This window comes from Halopiger xanaduensis SH-6 (assembly GCF_000217715.1).
Taxonomy (GTDB): Archaea; Halobacteriota; Halobacteria; order Halobacteriales; family Natrialbaceae; genus Halopiger; species Halopiger xanaduensis.
The window spans coordinates 3,424,961-3,440,770 of the sequence record NC_015666.1; the positions used below are offsets into that span (position 1 = coordinate 3,424,961).

Consider the following 15,810-nt stretch of genomic DNA (forward strand, 5'->3'; position numbering starts at 1 on the left):
TGATCAGTTTTCCTCCGGTGGAGTCATCCGCTGTTCGTGGCTGTCGTTCTCGATTTCGGTGCCGTCGCCGGTCGACACGCTCGTTCCGTCGCCGGCGATCCGAAATCCGTCGGTTTCGGCCCGTCCCGACAGTTCCTGCTGCGGGAAGGGGATCTTGATTCCCTCGTCGTCGAACGCGTCCTTGATCGCGTTGATCGCGGCGGTTCGGGCCCGCCAGTGGCGTCTGGCGCTCGGCTTGTCGATCCAGAACCGCACGCCCAGTACCACCGCCGAGTCGCCGAACTCCTTCCCGACGACCTGCGGCCCGGGCGCGGACAGCGAGTACTCGAGGTCCGCGACGACCGACTCGGCGACGTCGGCGGCGTGCTCGAGGTCGGTCTCGTAGTCGACGCCGACCTCGATTTCGATACGCAATCGGCCGCGCCGCGAGCGGTTCGTTACCATTTCGGAGGAGACGACGTCGTTCGGGATCATGATGTACTCGCCGTCGAAGCTCCGCAGGCGCGTGTTGACGATCGAGATATCCGTGACGATTCCCTCCTCGTCCTCGACTTTGATCCAGTCGCCGATCTCGAACGGGCGGTCGAACATTAAGACGAAACCGGCTAACACCGTCCCCAGCGTCTGGCGCGCGGCCATACCGACGACGATACCGAGGAAGCCGGCCCCAACGAGCAGGCCGCCGAGATCGTCGATCCAGACGCCCAGCACGACGACCACCGAGACCGACCAGATGACGACCTGCGTCAGCCGGCGGGTGATCTCGCGCTGGTGGTCGGTGACGGCTGCCGCCGAGCCCAGCACCTCGTCGAGAACGCGCTTGACGAACCGCTGGAGGATGATCGTCCCGACGATGAGGATGAAGGAGACGATCGCTTTCGCCACGATGTCGCCGCCGAGGTCGAGTTGATCGAACCCGGTGTGGATCGTTCCCGTCAGGTCCCAGACGCCGACGACGATCGCGAGGGTGACCAGACAGGTGGCGATGAGGACCGCGGTCGACGCGATGTCGCCGTACAGCGGTTTCGTACGCTCGGCGACGCGTTTCTGGACGCGCCGGTAGGAGAGCAGGACGAAAAGCAGGAGCCCGACCGCTGCGAACGTAATCGCGAGTTGCATCTCCGTCGACTCGACCCCCGCGAACAGTCCGCTGAGCCGATCCAGCCAGCCGGCTCCGGTCGGATCCTCCGTTGCAGTCATAGTGAATGTCGCTTCTCGGCTCTTGTCGTCCGCGCAGCTTTGAGTATTCGTCGGTCGGTGCCGGGTGCTGCAGGCTGCCCTACGTTTCCGCCGGCTCGCCGACCTCGAGCGCCAGTCGCGCCAGCGCGGCGAACTCCCGGGGCTCCATCGCGTCGGCTCGCTTCTGCAGAATCGCTTCGTCGGCCGCCTCGACGACTGCATCGGGCGCCTCGAGGTTCGTGATGTGGGCCGTGTTCCGGATCGCGTTCCGGATCGTCTTCCGCCGTTGCGTAAAGAGGGCCTTCACGAACCGCAGGAAGAACTCCTCGTCGTCGACCTCGTAGTCCGGGTCGCGCGGCACCGCGCGGATCACCGCGCTCTGGACCGCCGGCGGCGGCGAGAACGCCTCCTTCGGGATCGATTCGACGATTTCGACGTCGGCGTAGTGCTGGGTCGACACCGAAAGCCGGCCGTACTCCGAGGTGTCGGGCTCGGCGACCATCCGCTCGGCGAACTCCTGCTGAAACATCAACACGAGCGGCCGCCCTTCGGGAAGCAGTCGGAAGGCGATCTCGCTCGAGACGCCGTAGGGGAGGTTCGACACCGAGGCCGTGAAGTCGGGCAAGTCGACCTCGAGGGCGTCGTCCTCGATCACGGTCAGATCGCCGGCGTCGATCGCCTCGCGAAACTCCTCCCGCAGGAACGCGGCGAGCTTCCGATCTCGTTCGACGACCGTCACCTCGTCGGCGACCGCGAGGAGGCGGTCGGTCAGCGCGCCAGTCCCGCCGCCGATCTCGAGCAGGTGGGACGCGTCGGCATCGATCTCCTCGAGGTAGGTCGGCAGCCGATCGAGCACGCGGTCGTCGACGAGGAAGTGCTGGTCGCGGTCCGGATCGCCGCGGACGCCGGCCCGGGCGATCAGCGCATCGGGGTCTCTCATTGCCGGCGGTTGGGCGGGGGTACGTGTAAACGCACCGTCTCGCATCGTTCGCACCGTCTCGCATCGTTCGCACCGTCTCGCGGGTTCCGCTCGAGCGGCAGTCGTCAGCTAGCCGTCGGGGCTCAGACCGTGCCGCTTCGGACGTACGTGACCGGACACGGCGAGGAGAGCAGCACCTTCTGGGCCGTACTGCCGAACACCGCCTTCCCCGTCGGCGAGCGCTTCCGGCCGCCGACGATGAGGTTGTCCGCGTCGACCTCCTCGGCCAACGCGATGATCTCCTCGGCGCGGTCGCCGACCGCAGCGCGGATCTCGACGTCGACGCCCGCCTCCTCGAGCCGATCGGAAATCTCGCTGACCGGCTCCGTCTCCCGGGCCAGCGCCTCCGGGGAGAGGTCCCGGTTCTCGAGGTCGATGCCCATCTTGTCGATGGCTTCCTGGTAGTTGTGAACCTCGTCCTCGTACTCGCTGGCCGAAATGACGTGCGCCAGAACGACGGTCGCACCCGTCGGCTCGGCGACGTCGATCGTCTGCTGGGTCAACTCGTCGATACGGTCGCTATCGCTCGGCCCGATCGCGAGTAGAATCGTCTCAATCATCGTTTTCCTTTCAGTTCCCGTATTCTTAAACGTACTGGTGGCCGGCCCGCAGGACGTCCGAGCGGCCCGCTGTGGGGCTCGTTACCGGGCGTTTTCCTCTTCCTGTCGGCCGACGAACGTTTGATACTTCAGGTCGTCGTCCCGAAGCTCCTCGAGGATGCGCTCGACGAGGATCTCGTCGGGATCGTGCAGGCCGGAGACCCGCTCTGACAGCTCCTCGAAGCTCTCGAAGGGCTTGCGCTTTCGCTCGTCGAGGATGCCGTTGCGGAGCTTCTTCCCGATGCCCGGCAGCAGGTTCAGCTGGTGGAGCCGCAGCGTGATCGGCTGGGCTTCGTTGTAGAAGTCGACGAACCGCTCCTCGTTTTCCTCGACTAGATCTTGGACCACGTACTCGAGTTCCGACTGGGCGCCCGAGGAGAGGTCCTCGTAGTCGACGCGGTGGGCTTCGGTGACGATATCCCGTTCTTCCGGCGGCTCGACGACAACCTCGCTGCCGATCGTGAGCCGCTCGTCTTCGTCGAAGGCGACCTGATAGAGGCGGAAATCGTCGACCTCCAGCGCATATCCCGCTGGAGACTTCTCGTACTGCGGTCGACCGTCGTCCGACAGCCCGTGTGCGAGGTAGTCCAACACGACTGCGCGCCGAACGTCCGTCTCGTCGCCGTCGGCTTCGCTCATTGTCTCCGAATACGTGCAGGCCACACTTAAAGAGTCGGCCCGCGTTCAGGAGTCAGTACCGCGAGTGGGGTTCCCGCGGACCTGCACCCGTGGCGATCTGCGACCGCGACGCTCGCTTCCGGGGCGTCACTGCCGAATGCGCTCTATGGCCGTCGCTGCCGAAAACGAACTCCGACGCTGGACTCCTGTCCGGCAACCGCCGCTCGGAGATCGGAAATCGAAGCCCGAAAACAGACACCGGCTCAGGCGTACTGCGCCACGACGTTGAGAATTTCGTCGAGTTCGTCCCCCGACAGCGAGTACCGCTGCTGTGCGTAGACCGACCGGAGTTCGTCCCGGTTGCGCGGCAGGAGGTTGGCGATCTTGTAGGCCGTCGGCTCGTCGACCTTCTCGAGGTCCTGCAGGTCGTCGACGAGCTGCTGGGCCTCCTCGGGCTCGAGGACGGCGAACCGGTTGGCGTGTTCGATCGCCCGCGCGAGCTCGTAGGGGAGTTCGCGCTCCTCGTCCAGTGCGCGTTCGGCTTCGATGTCGGCGAGCAGTTCCTTGGTTTCCGAGACGGTGAGGAACTCCTCGTCGACGATCTCTTTGAAGATCGTCATTGTGTGATGGAGCTCAGACCCGGTCTTCGGACCGGTCCTGGGCGCGCATGTGGGCCGCGGTCACGATCAGCGTCTTGTCCTTGCCGCCGTCGTTGATGCGGACCTTGAACGCGTCGCCCTGCTTGCCGACGACTTCGCCGGTGTGACCGTCGAAGCGCGGGTGGAAGCGACCTTTGTGGACGCTCGGGTCGATCTTGAGATGGACTTTCTCGCCCTCTTCGTACTCCTGAATCGCGCGCTGGGGCGGCGAGGAGCCGCGGTCCCGCGGATCGTTCGAGAGTTTGCCTCGGGTTCCTTGACGTGGGCCATTAGAGTTCGGCATAGTCGTACGACCCTCTTACTTGGTGATGGTTATAAAACGCACGTTCCGGGTTCGTCGGCGCTCGCGCGGGCGACCGCCGCGGCTCGTTCGACTCGGTTCCCGACGCGGTTACTCACTCTCTCCGTTCGAGTCCCGCGATCCGGGCCGCGGTCGGACGAGCCCGAACCAGGTTCGGTAGCACAGCGTCCCGACGCCCGTGCCGACGGTGTGGCTGTACGTTCTCGAGACGTCGTCCGAGAGGTAGCGACGACTGACTGCGCTCCAGCACGCGGTCAGCGCCACCCGGCGTTTGGCCGACTCGCGCAGTCCGAACGCGTCGACGTCGTAGGCGTACGTCCAGCCAACGCTCGAGATCGCACCCGCGAGTACCCATCCGGGATCTAATCGAATTGAGCGGTCGTCGTCGCCGTCGTCGGAATCGTCCTCGAGTCGGCGGAGTTGTCGCGCGGCGACCAGTGCCGTGATCCCGACGACGAAATCGAGGGCGATTCGTTTCCAGGGTCGTCCCATACGTGTTGCTGCATTCACACTAAGCAGGAAAAGCGTATCCGGTCGACACCGTCCGAAAGCGGGACACTCTCTGACACGACTGCTCGGCGAAGGACAGACGTAACTGCCGCCCGCGCCTCGTATCGACCATGACTGACGAGCACGACGGCAGCTCCGAGCCCGACGACCGTCGGATCGAGACCCGGTCGATCCACGCCGGACAGGACCCCGACGAGGAGACCGGCGCGCTGATGACGCCGATCCACGCTAATTCGACGTACGAACAGGACGCGCCCGGCGAGCACCGCGGCTACGAGTACTCCCGCACCGGCAACCCCACGCGAACCGACCTCGAGGCGAACCTCGCGAGCCTCGAGAACGCCGAGTACGGCCGCGCGTTCGCCAGCGGCATGGCCTCCATCAACACGGTCCTGAACCTGCTCGAGGCGGGCGACCACGTCGTCACCGGAAACGACGTCTACGGCGGCACCCACCGCATCTTCACGCAGGTCTACGAGGACTACGACCTCGAGTTTTCGTTCGTCGATATGACCGACCTCGAGGCCATCGAGTCGGCGTTCCAGGAAAACACGGAACTGCTTTGGCTCGAGACGCCCACCAATCCCCTCCTGTCGATCGTCGACATCGAGGGCGCGGCGGAGATCGCCCACGAGCACGACGCGCTCTGTGCGATCGACAACACCTTCGCGACGCCGTACCTCCAGCGCCCGCTCGATTTGGGCGCGGACATCGTCTCCCACTCGCTGACCAAGTATCTGGGGGGCCACTCCGACATCGTCGGGGGCGCCCTGCTGACGAACGACGAAGAACTGGACGAGGAGTTCGGCTTCTACCAGAACGCCGTCGGCGCGACGCCGGGTCCCTTCGAGTCGTTCCTCGTCCTCCGCGGGACGAAGACCCTTCCCGTCCGGATGGATCGCCACTGCGAAAACGCTCAGGCGATCGCCGAGTGGCTCGAGGACCACCCCGACGTCGACCGCGTCTACTACCCCGGCCTCGAGTCCCATCCGGGCCACGAGATCGCCGCCGAGCAGATGGACGACTTCGGCGGCATGGTGAGCTTCGAACTCGACGCCACCATGGAGGAGGCCGGCGAGGTCGTTTCGAACACCGAGGTCTTCACCCTCGCGGAGAGCCTCGGCGGCGTCGAGAGCCTGATCGAACAGCCGGCGCCGATGACCCACGCCGCGATCCCTCGTGAAGAACGGATCGAGGCCGGCCTCGAGGACAGCCTCATTCGCGCGAGCGTCGGCATCGAACACGTCGACGACCTGATCGCCGATCTCGAGCAGGCGATCGACGCGGCGCTCGAGTAGTCGCCGTTCGACGCGACGGGCCGCACCTCGCGCCGACGATCGCGATCCTTCAGTTCTTTCCCGCTGTCGACCGAACGGCCGCGTATGGCAACTCGAGACGACGAACCCGGCTTGCACGCGCTTCCGATCACCGTCGAGTACGGCGGGCGCGAAGTCACGTTCAACCCCGCGGTCGTCGAAACCGAGCGCGGCCTGGTCCTGATCGACGTCGGCCCCGAGGACGGCATCCGCTACCTCGAGACCCACATCGACAGCCTCGGCTACGACCTCGAGGACGTCTGGCTCGCGCTGATTACGCACCACGACGCCGACCACGCCGGCGGCCTCGACGACCTCCTCGCGCGGACGGACGCGACTGTCGCGACCCACCGCGACGAAGCGCCGTACGTCTCCGGCGAGCGCGAGCCGATCAAGGGCGATAGCGACGGCGACCGCTACCCGCCCGTCCCGGTCGATCTGGAACTCGTCGAGGGCGTCCGGATCCCGACGCTCGCCGGGCCGATGGACGTCCTCGAGACGCCCGGCCACACGCCGGGACACATCTCCCTGCACTTCCCCGAGAGCGACCTGCTGCTCGCGGCCGACGCGCTCGTCGTCGACGACGGGGCGCTCGCCGGCCCGCGACCCGAGTTCACGCCGGACATGGACCGCGCGATCGAGTCCGTCGAGAAACTGGCCGACCTCGAGGCCGAGCACACGGTCTGTTACCACGGCGGGTACATGAACGAGGGCGCCGATCGAATGCGCGAGATCTACGAGGCGGAAGGAGACGAGTAAGGGTCGGTCGACCGAACCCGGCCCGCGCTACTCCCGAACGATGTGGCCCTCGAGGTAGTTGCGCGTTTTGTCGTTGGTCGACTGCGTCCGCTTGCGGAAGGTGACGACCCGATCGCCGTCCTCGCGGCGCTCGTCCTCGAGTTCGACGGCGAGCCCCTGCCCGCGGAGGTGCTCGAACAGGACGTCGATCGTTTCCGAGCTGGCGCGGACGGTGTGGCGCTCGCCGACGCTATCGCCGTCGGCGACGGTTTCGACGGTGTCGCGCATCGACAGCAAGATCGCTTCGCCGAGGTCGTGCGCCCGCTCGCGGGCCTCCTCGTCGGACTCGTTCCACTCGACGGACTGGAACGCCTCGCGGATGAGCCGCCGGAACATGAACGGCTGGCCGTAGTCGAACGGGAAGGAGAACGCGTACGCGAGGTCCCCCTGGTTCGCCGCCGAGGTCGTGTACTTCAGTTGTACGTCGCCGTCGGGCGACTTCATCACGACGCCCTCGCGGCCCCGCTCGTTCAGATCCGCGATGATCTCGCGAACTTCGTCGGCCGCGCCGTCCCCGTTCCCCGCTCCGTCGGCGTCGTAGATTCCGAACAGCGGCGTCTGCGGGACGTCGAACCGCTCGTAGCGCTCGCGGCGCTCGCGGACCGGCAGCGGCTCGCCGGACTCGCGGTCCCGCCAGTCGAACGCGCGGAACGCGATCGAGTCGACGTAGGGGTAGTCGTGGGCCGTGTAGGGGTTCTCCGGCCCGATCATCTCGCCGCAGACCATCGCCTCCGGATACTCGTCGAACAGCGGCTCGAGGTCGACGAGTCGCTCGATGATGCGGGTCGTGAACGGACAGATCATCCCGCTGCGGGAGAACGCGAGTTGCTCGCCGTCGATCCTGGCAACCCGGACGTTGTAGCCGTTTAGCTTCTCCTCGACCGCGATCGCTTCCCGGTCGCCGAACTGATCCGGAATCCCCTCCTCGAGGACGAGCGTGCGGGGAACCTTCGGGAACCCGCGGACGACGGTCCCCGCGAGCAGGGCGGTGCCGCGCTCGACGCCGCGGCGGTAGTCGGAGACGTGGCGGTACTCGCGGTCCTCGTACGACCGAGTCTCGAGGTGGGGCTCGAGCGTTTCGAAGGCTCTTTCCCCGATTCCGAGCAGTTTGTGGTACTCGGTGCTTCCGTCGGCGTGGGCGTCGGCACCGGTGTCGGTCATATGTGTGGGTACGACTGACAGGGCAAAGAAAGCCGACCATGTCCGCTCCGCCTCGGTCGGGTGCCCGATCGACATCCGTCGGCGCCGACTCAGCGGGGACTTGCGAACGTCAGGCGTGCCGATATCCGGCTGGTATCGTTAGTAGCGGGTATGGCTCGACGACAGTCCCAATCCCGGAGGCGAGTTACCTGCCGCGTCTGCGGCACCGAAAACGACGGCTTCTACACGTACTGTCGCAACTGTCTCGGCACGTTACCCGCGAATCGGGTCTAGTCCGTCGCCGCGCTCGAGGGGGCGCTTCGAAACCGTTCTGCGGGTTCCGAAACGGAATTCTCATCGGCGTCCAGCGAGAAGCGAGTCGTAATGCGACTCGAACTCCGCGTCTGCCAGCACTGTCTCGAGGGCGAGCACGACAGCAGTCCCCAGAAGACGGCCCTGTTGCAGGACATGGTCAACTGCGCCGAGCGGATCCAGGAGCACAAGGACGTCCTCGACCTCGACGCGGTCCACATTCGTCGGGTCCGCGACGACGAACCGGGCAAACCCGAGGCGCTGCCGGTCGTCGCGGCGACGATCCAGAACGACCAGGTCGTCCTGAACGACACGCAACTCGTCGCGGAGGGCCAGGACGGCAACATGCTTCTCTACGTCAACCCGAACGACATTCTGACCGTCCTGGCCGGCAATATCGACGAGATCAGCAAGGTCGTCGACGAGGACGTGACCGTCGACCTCTCGGACGCCGGCGCCGAAATCGTCTCGCAGGCCGACCTCGGCGCGGATCCGGAGCGCCAGCCCGACTACTGACGACTGCCGACCTCCTCGCTGCCGACTGGCACGACTCGAGCCGGCGTCGTACGGCTCCGTCCGTCCGTTTTCCGCTCGAGTGCTCAGTTCTCGCACGATCGTCACAACCGAGACGACGGCGACCGAACCTACTCCGTCGCGGAGTGTCTCGAGGCGCTTGAGGCCGGGGCCGTCGATCCGCTCGAGAGCGGACCGCGGTTGTCGCAGGACGGCCGGGAAGCGCGGGTAGAGGACGAGCGGGAACGGGCCGAGTGACCGATCGGTAGCGACGCTGCCGCCCTCGAGAGCGCGCACTTATTTCCCCGCTCGGCTCCAACTCGAGCGTAGGAACAATGTCCGGCGATGCGTTCAAACAGCGGTTCGTCCTCGACACCTCGCTGTTCGTCACCGAGGAGATCCGCCGCGAGGACGAATCGCTCGAGGACGCGGTCCTGCGACTGCTCGAGCTGATCGCCCACGCGCGGCTCAACCTCGGCATCTCGTGTTACGTGCCGCCGACGATCCACGACGAACTCACGACGATGCTCGAGGCCCGCGACGTCGACGACGAGGTGTACTCGAAGCTCAACACCTGGGTCGTGCGGAAACACCCCGACCGGTACGAGGTGTCCATTCCGGCCAACGTCGTCTACAGCTTCGTCGACGAGATGAGCGACCGGGTCGACCGCGGCTTGCGCGTCTCCGAGGAGGCAGTCCGGCGCGCCGAGGAGACCAACGGCCACGAACCCCTCGAAGACCACGAGTACAAGACCGAAATCGACGACGTGATCTCGGACCTCCGAGAGAAGTACCGCAGCGCGATGCGAACCGGCGTCCTCGACTCGCGGGAGGACTTCGACCTGCTGATTCTCGCTCGCGAGCTCGAAGCCGGCGTCGTCACCGAGGACAGGGGGATCATCGCCTGGACCGAGGACTTCGGCCTGCGGTACATCCGCGGGCGGGAGTTTCCGGACCTGCTCGAGCAGTACCTCGCGACGGTCGATCCCGCGGAGAAGCGGACGCTGGACTGACGGTCGGCGCACGCGTGTTTTGTGCCCCTCACCCCTCGAGCGACCGCTCCGGCGCTCCCGTTCCGCGCCGCCGGGTCCGTACGAGCAGCGCGAGCGAGCACAGGAACGCGATTCCGACCCCGACGGCGAGAATGGCGAACGCGACGCGGTAGCCGAACTGGGTGTAGACGACCGTCCCCTCGACGGTATCGCCCGTCCGGTAGGCGTCCAGCGCCATCCCCAGAACGGTCGGGAACACCGTCCCGCCGACGAAGCCGGCGGCGTTGACGGTCGCCGTCGCCACGCCGCTCGCGCTCGCGGGGTACCGCTCCTTGATGACCGACAGCGAGAGCATGACGGCCCCCAGCAGGAAGCCGCAGACGAAGTAGACGCCCGCGACGACCGGCAGCGGCGGGCGGCCGACCGCGGGGATGACGCCGAGCGCGACGGCGAAAATCGCGAGGCCGCCCGCCAGCAGCGCCACCCGACGCTCGAGTCGATCCGATAGCCAGCCGACGGCCGGCGAGCCGACCAGCATCCCGACCGATCCGAGCAGCGTGAAGTACGACGCCGTCGTCACGTCGAGGCCGTAGACGACCACCAGGTACGGGACGCCCCACAGCCCGATCAGCGTCAGCACGGTGCCGTTGCCCGCGAAGAAGACGATCGACAGGAGCCACTGGTCGCCGTCCCGGATGAGCGTCCGGAGGTGCTCGCGCGTTTCCGCGAGCGACGTCGTCGCGCGCTCGGGGACGCCCGCGATCGGCTCGAGGCCGGCGTCTACCGGCGAGTCGTGTGCAAGAACGGCGACCGCGACGGCTGCGAGAACCCCGACCGCGCCCAGGGTCAGGACGGTCGGTCGCCAGCCGGCCGCGTCGACGGCGACCGCCAGCGGCGTCGTCGCGAGGATCGCCCCGAGCCCGGCGACGCCGGCGGTCAGGCCGGTCATCGTCGCGAACTCGTCGGCCCGGTACCAGTTCGCGCAAAAGCGGAGGATGGAGACGAAGATGGCGCCGCTCCCGAAGCCGATGAGGGCGCGCGCGGCGAACGCGGCGACGTAGCTTTCGCTTATTGCAAAGCCGATCGCGCCGACGCTCAGGACGACGCCGCCGATAGAGCCGATCCGCCGCGGCCCGACGCGGTCGACGAGGACGCCGACCGGAATCTGGACGACGGCGTAGATGAGGAAAAAGGAGGCGTGTAACGTCCCCAACTGCGAGGCCGTCGTCCCGAAGGCGGCGGTCAGCCGCCCCGACAACACCGCCGTCGAGAGCCGGTGCAAGTTGACGAGCAGGAAGACCGTCGCCAGCGCGGCCCACGCGACCCACCGGCGTTTCTCGGGCTCCGACAGTACGGTCACGGACGGTAGTTCCGCGTTCGGTACGGTAAGCGTTGTGATACGTTTGAAACCGCGTCGCTCCGGCTACGGGATCGATGCAGTTTCGGTACGAAAAACGATGAAAACGGTGAAACGCTTGAGAACGCTCGAGAACGACCGTCGGCGGCTTAGATGCGGCCGACGTTCTCGACGCCGACGCTCTCGACGCCCTCGACCTCGGAGAAGTTCTCCTCGACGGTCTCCGTACCGCCCGCGCCGTCCGGGACGATCACGGTCGGGTAGAGCGCGGTGAGGCCGAACGCGACTTCCTCGCGCTCGACGCCGTTAATCTTCGCGCCCTCGGGGAGGGAGCTCTCGAGGCGCTCCTGGAGCGCGTCGAGGTCGATCTCGGGGCTGTTCGGCATGACCTTGATTTTGGCGGCTACTTTACCCATGGCGGTAGTGTTATGGTCCGGTGAACCCGCAGTCGGGGCACTCGTAGAGGTTGCTCTGCTTGCGACACTTGGCGCAGCGGTAGATCTGCTGGCCGCACTCGGGGCACTTGAACGCGGCGGCGTTCGTCCCCGCGATGTTGAGCCCGCAGGAGACGCACGAGCGCGTCTCGCGGTCGTCGGTCGTACTCATACCCGTCCCTTCCCGCCCGCCGTTTTTAACGGTTGTCTTTCGAGGGCTCGCGCGTGCGACTCCGTCTCGAGGTCTCGAGGTCTCGAGGCCACCGACTCGCGGTCTCGGCTCGAGAGTCCGGGAGCTGCTCCCCTCGTGCGACGGATTACCACCGTTGCGGGCGGATTTTCTGGCTCGGAAAACGCGCTGACGGGTACTTTACCGATCGGACGGTACGAACGTGTGCGGCCCGATACTGGTGAACTGCCCGAACGCCGGTGGGCCGTGCCTCTGACACCGCGGTCGGCAACATTCAAACCGACCGCACTCTTACTGCCGGTGAATGCGCCTCGACGAGTACATCGAGGACTTAGAGCCCGACGAGGAGGCAGAGCGTCGCCGCCTCGCCAAGGAGAAGTCCTACGAGATCACCGACCACTTGGAGGAGTTCGAGCGGCGGTTCGACGACGCGCTCAGCGGCGACACGCTCGTCGGCTCGACGTCTCCCTCGATCTTCGTCGGGCGGTCGAACTACCCGGATATCCCCGTCGGCCTGCTCTCGCCCGTCGGCGACGAGGACGACGCCGAGGAGTACGTTACCGACGGTGAGTGGTACCAGCAGGGGTACGCGATCAACGACGTGCTCCAGCGCCGGACCGGACTCCTGAACTCCAACAAGCGCGCGAACGTCGACTCGCCGTCGATCGCGAGCCGGCTCACGCCCAACGTCCACGACGCCTGGAACGGCTTCGTCGGCGTCCAGCGCGAGGTCGCCATCGCCGACCGGCCGGTCGACCTCGAGATCGGGCTCGACGACACGCCGGATTTGGGTCTCGACGCAGGAACGGACGTGGCGACACCTCGCGGCCCGCGCGCGAACGCACGGAACGCCGAATTGCGCGAAAATCCCTACGTGCCGAAGCCGGTCAAGAAGACCTTAGAGGACGACGACTGGCAGGCACAGGGCGCGATGACCTACCTCTACCGGCGCGGGTTCGACGTCTACGAGATCAACTCGATCCTTTCCGCGGGCGCGCTCGGCGAGGCCGAACAGCGCCGCCTCGTCCCGACGCGGTGGTCGATCACCGCCGTCGACGACACCGTCGGCCAGTTCCTGCGCGGACGCATCCGCAACGAACCCAGCATCGACGAGGTGCAGGTCTGGGCCAACGAGTACATGGGCAACCGCTACTGGGTCGTCCTCGCGCCGGGCAACTGGGAGTTCGAACTCGTCGAGATGAAGGCGCCGGGCAGCATTTGGAACCCCGATCCCGAGGGCAACACGTGGATGGCCAGCGCTTCGGAGGGGTACGAAGGCCGCTCGAGCTACGTCGAGGAGACCGCCGGCGCCTACTACGCCGCTCGGCTGGGCGTCTTAGAGCACCTCGAGTCGATCGGCCGGCAAGCGAAGTGTCTGGTGCTCCGGGAGGTGTCGGACGACTACTGGGCGCCGGTCGGCGTCTGGCAGGTCCGCGAGAGCGTCCGCAACGCCTTCGACGGGAACTACGGCGAGGCCGAGACGTTCCACGGCGCGGTCGCCGAAATCGCTACCCAGCTGCCGGTCTCCCTCCAGCGGCTCCGCCGCAAGTCGGAACTCGCGGCCGGGCTGCAGGCGAACCTCAGCGCCTTCTCGAGCCTCGAGTGACGAGCGCAAACGTCAGCAGCGCTTCGGGGACGATCGTACGCTGAGTACGCTGAAAAACGGTAGACGAGACGTCAGTCCCCGTCAGGCGACGAGAACTGCGTCGGCGTTAGAAGCGAGTGACGTTGGTCGCGCGCGGACCCTTGGGGGCCTGCTCGATGTCGAATTCGATCTCGGTGCCTTCCGTGAGGTCCTCGCCGCCGACGTCCTCCATGTGGAAGAAAACGTCCTCGTCAGCGTCGTCCGTCTCGATGAAACCGTAACCGCCAGTGTCGTTGAAGAAATCAACAATCCCAGTTGCCATTACAACCAAAGGGAGGGGTGAGCCGGGGATAAGGATTCCGCGAGCCGTGGTATCACGGCCGCCGAGCGCTGTGGTCCGGCGTCGATCGGCGGCCGACTGCGCGATCCGGTCCGTCAATCGTCGTCCGGTTCGGGTTCGAACTCCTCCAGCTCGCCCGCTTCTTCCAGCTCCTCGAGATGCGTCGCGGCGTCCTGCTGGATGTAGCCGGTGAGGACGGCGATGACGGCGATGACGAAGAGCGGGACGCCGACGAGCAGGACGAGTATGCCGATCACGCCGAGGAGATCGGGCGCGAGGAGTGCCGGAGCGAGGGCAACGGCAGGGTCGAGCGCCATGCCCGGAGAGAGGCGATCGGACGGCTTAGTCGCTGGGGTTTCGACCTCTTGTCGCGTTGACCCGTCGCCGTCCGGGAATTTGAGCGGTGTCCCCGTGGCTCTCGGTACCGGGCTGCATGCTCTCTGGTAATACATCGTCGAGCTTTTATTCATCAAATGCATACCGCGACCGATGGCACTCGACTTTACACCGACGACGATCGACGACCTCGATCCGGATCGGCGCCCCTCGTTCCGGCTGGCGCTCGTTCCGGTGTTCGCGGTCGTCCTCTTCCTGGGGATCGGCTCCGCTGTTCTCGGGCTCGACCCCCACGTGCCGCTGCTGTGGAGCATCGTTGTGACGGGTGCGTTCGGCCGCTACCTCGGCTACACCTGGGACGACCTCTCCGACGGGATCATCAACGGGCTGCTGATGGGGATGCAGGCGCTGTTGATCATCTTCACGATCTACGCCCTGATCGCGACCTGGGTCGACGCCGGCACGATCCCGGCGATGATGTACTACGGCCTCGAGTTGCTCTCGCCGGGGGTATTCCTGCCCGTAGCGGCGATTCTAGCGGCCGTCGTCGCGTTCTCGATCGGCTCCTCGTGGACGACGGTCGGGACGCTCGGGGTCGCCTTCGTCGGCATCGGCGCGGGGCTCGGCGTTCCCGGACCGATGACCGTCGGCGCGGTCATCTCGGGCGCCTACGCGGGGGACAAGCAGTCGCCGCTGTCGGACACGACGAACCTCGCGGCCGGCGTGACGAACACGCCGCTGTACGATCACATCTACCGCATGCGAACCGGGACGGCGATCGCCTTCGGCCTCTCGGTGCTCGGCTTCGCCGCGCTCGGCCTCCAGTTCAGCGGCGCCGTGCCGGCCGGTCAGGTCGCGGAGATCCAGACCGCGCTCGCGGGCGCGTACTCGCTGTCCGTGCTCGCGTTCGTTCCGCTCGTGGTCACGTTCGGCCTCGCGCTTCGGGGCTACCCCGCGCTGCCGACGCTCGTCACCGGCGTCTTCGCGGGCATTATCACCGCGATCCTCGTCCAGGGAACGGGCTTCGTCCCCGCCTGGGAGGTCTTCATGGGCGGCACCGCACCCGAGACGGGTTCGGATCTCGTGAACGACCTGCTCGCCACCGGCGGCCTCACCGGCTCGGCCTGGACGATTACCGTCGTCGTCGCGGCGCTGTCGCTCGGCGGCCTGCTCGAGCGCATCGGCGTCCTCGCAGTGCTCGCGAACCAGCTCTCGCAGGGCGTCCGTAGCTCGGGGAGCCTGATCGCCGGCACCGGCGTCTCCGCGATCGTCGTCAACGCGCTGACCGCCCAGCAGTACATGAGCATCGTCCTGCCGGGCGTAACGCTGCGCAACCTCTACGACGAGTTCGGGTTAGACAGCGAGGAACTGTCCCGCGCCGTCGAAGCCGCCGGGACGCCGACCGGCGCCCTCCTGCCGTGGCACGCCGGCGGCGTCTACATGGCCGGCGCGACCGGCGTCGCCACGCTCGAGTACGCGCCGTTCTATCTGTTCGGCTTCCTCTCGCCGCTAGTGCTGTTCGCGATGGCGCTGTCCGGTCGCGGTATCCCGACGACGAGTCGGGCCGAACGCGCACAGCACGCCGACTAACGATCGCCTGAGTCTCCCCCACTGACGCGCCGTTTTTCGATTTCGTCAACTACTCGGCTCGA

General features: G+C 66.6%; 20 protein-coding genes. 7 read left to right on the top strand and 13 right to left on the bottom strand.

From position 1 onward, the window contains the following. Positions 1-3: 3 nt before the first annotated feature. The 7 genes from HALXA_RS16620 to HALXA_RS16650 form a co-directional block, all read right to left on the bottom strand. Positions 4-1,200 (bottom strand): mechanosensitive ion channel family protein, encoded by a 1,197-nt coding sequence (locus tag HALXA_RS16620; RefSeq protein ID WP_013881560.1) that lies wholly within the window; start codon positions 1,198-1,200, stop codon positions 4-6. A gap of 79 nt (positions 1,201-1,279) precedes the next feature. After that, positions 1,280-2,119, bottom strand: a complete 840-nt coding sequence (locus HALXA_RS16625; RefSeq protein ID WP_013881561.1) for a 16S ribosomal RNA methyltransferase A — start codon at positions 2,117-2,119, stop codon at positions 1,280-1,282. Between the two features lie 122 nt (positions 2,120-2,241). Then, the gene (locus tag HALXA_RS16630; protein WP_013881562.1) at positions 2,242-2,718 is read right to left on the bottom strand and encodes a universal stress protein; all 477 of its coding nucleotides are present in this window, start codon (positions 2,716-2,718) and stop codon (positions 2,242-2,244) included. Positions 2,719-2,799: 81 nt separating this feature from the next. Continuing rightward, positions 2,800-3,396 (bottom strand): DUF655 domain-containing protein, encoded by a 597-nt coding sequence (locus tag HALXA_RS16635; RefSeq protein ID WP_013881563.1) that lies wholly within the window; start codon positions 3,394-3,396, stop codon positions 2,800-2,802. A 242-nt stretch (positions 3,397-3,638) separates the two neighbouring features. Continuing rightward, the gene (locus HALXA_RS16640; RefSeq protein ID WP_013881564.1) at positions 3,639-3,995 is read right to left on the bottom strand and encodes an RNA polymerase Rpb4 family protein; all 357 of its coding nucleotides are present in this window, start codon (positions 3,993-3,995) and stop codon (positions 3,639-3,641) included. A gap of 13 nt (positions 3,996-4,008) precedes the next feature. After that, complete coding sequence (locus HALXA_RS16645; RefSeq protein ID WP_013881565.1) at positions 4,009-4,317, bottom strand: 50S ribosomal protein L21e; 309 nt, start codon at positions 4,315-4,317, stop codon at positions 4,009-4,011. Positions 4,318-4,425: 108 nt separating this feature from the next. Next, entirely contained in the window at positions 4,426-4,827 is a 402-nt protein-coding gene (locus HALXA_RS16650) for a hypothetical protein (protein WP_013881566.1), read from the bottom strand. A gap of 128 nt (positions 4,828-4,955) precedes the next feature. Between HALXA_RS16650 and HALXA_RS16655 the strand changes: the two genes are divergently transcribed. Together HALXA_RS16655 and HALXA_RS16660 are read left to right on the top strand one after the other, a co-directional pair. Further along, entirely contained in the window at positions 4,956-6,143 is a 1,188-nt protein-coding gene (locus tag HALXA_RS16655) for a cystathionine gamma-synthase (RefSeq protein ID WP_013881567.1), read from the top strand. Positions 6,144-6,227: 84 nt separating this feature from the next. Further along, positions 6,228-6,920: an MBL fold metallo-hydrolase gene (locus HALXA_RS16660; protein WP_013881568.1), complete on the top strand. Its 693-nt coding sequence runs from the start codon at positions 6,228-6,230 to the stop codon at positions 6,918-6,920. A 27-nt stretch (positions 6,921-6,947) separates the two neighbouring features. Here HALXA_RS16660 and HALXA_RS16665 read toward each other — a convergent pair whose 3' ends face one another. Next, complete coding sequence (locus HALXA_RS16665; protein ID WP_013881569.1) at positions 6,948-8,120, bottom strand: RNA ligase; 1,173 nt, start codon at positions 8,118-8,120, stop codon at positions 6,948-6,950. A gap of 150 nt (positions 8,121-8,270) precedes the next feature. Here HALXA_RS16665 and HALXA_RS22955 point away from each other — a divergent pair, with 150 nt between their 5' ends. From HALXA_RS22955 to HALXA_RS16675, 3 genes are all read left to right on the top strand, one after another. Then, positions 8,271-8,393 (top strand): DUF7577 domain-containing protein, encoded by a 123-nt coding sequence (locus tag HALXA_RS22955; RefSeq protein WP_449271599.1) that lies wholly within the window; start codon positions 8,271-8,273, stop codon positions 8,391-8,393. Between the two features lie 90 nt (positions 8,394-8,483). Further along, positions 8,484-8,927, top strand: a complete 444-nt coding sequence (locus HALXA_RS16670) for a hypothetical protein (protein WP_013881570.1) — start codon at positions 8,484-8,486, stop codon at positions 8,925-8,927. A 332-nt stretch (positions 8,928-9,259) separates the two neighbouring features. After that, positions 9,260-9,937: an RNA ligase partner protein gene (locus tag HALXA_RS16675; protein ID WP_013881571.1), complete on the top strand. Its 678-nt coding sequence runs from the start codon at positions 9,260-9,262 to the stop codon at positions 9,935-9,937. A 28-nt stretch (positions 9,938-9,965) separates the two neighbouring features. Here HALXA_RS16675 and HALXA_RS16680 read toward each other — a convergent pair whose 3' ends face one another. The 3 genes from HALXA_RS16680 to HALXA_RS16690 form a co-directional block, all read right to left on the bottom strand. After that, a complete protein-coding gene (locus HALXA_RS16680) occupies positions 9,966-11,276 on the bottom strand; it encodes an MFS transporter (protein ID WP_013881572.1) in 1,311 nt (436 codons plus the stop codon). 146 nt (positions 11,277-11,422) lie between these two features. Then, on the bottom strand, positions 11,423-11,689 hold the full coding sequence (locus HALXA_RS16685) for an elongation factor 1-beta (RefSeq protein ID WP_013881573.1): 267 nt from the start codon (positions 11,687-11,689) through the stop codon (positions 11,423-11,425). 10 nt (positions 11,690-11,699) lie between these two features. Next, positions 11,700-11,879, bottom strand: coding sequence for an HVO_2753 family zinc finger protein (locus tag HALXA_RS16690; protein WP_013881574.1), 180 nt, complete (start codon positions 11,877-11,879; stop codon positions 11,700-11,702). A gap of 322 nt (positions 11,880-12,201) precedes the next feature. Here HALXA_RS16690 and nreA point away from each other — a divergent pair, with 322 nt between their 5' ends. After that, on the top strand, positions 12,202-13,503 hold the full coding sequence (gene nreA, locus HALXA_RS16695; RefSeq protein WP_013881575.1) for a DNA repair protein NreA: 1,302 nt from the start codon (positions 12,202-12,204) through the stop codon (positions 13,501-13,503). Positions 13,504-13,609: 106 nt separating this feature from the next. Here nreA and HALXA_RS16700 read toward each other — a convergent pair whose 3' ends face one another. Together HALXA_RS16700 and HALXA_RS16705 are read right to left on the bottom strand one after the other, a co-directional pair. Further along, a complete protein-coding gene (locus HALXA_RS16700) occupies positions 13,610-13,804 on the bottom strand; it encodes a cold-shock protein (protein WP_013881576.1) in 195 nt (64 codons plus the stop codon). 113 nt (positions 13,805-13,917) lie between these two features. After that, a complete protein-coding gene (locus HALXA_RS16705) occupies positions 13,918-14,139 on the bottom strand; it encodes a hypothetical protein (protein WP_013881577.1) in 222 nt (73 codons plus the stop codon). Between the two features lie 172 nt (positions 14,140-14,311). Here HALXA_RS16705 and arcD point away from each other — a divergent pair, with 172 nt between their 5' ends. Continuing rightward, a complete protein-coding gene (arcD, locus tag HALXA_RS16710; RefSeq protein ID WP_013881578.1) occupies positions 14,312-15,748 on the top strand; it encodes an arginine/ornithine antiporter ArcD in 1,437 nt (478 codons plus the stop codon). The last annotated feature ends 62 nt before the right edge of the window (positions 15,749-15,810 follow it).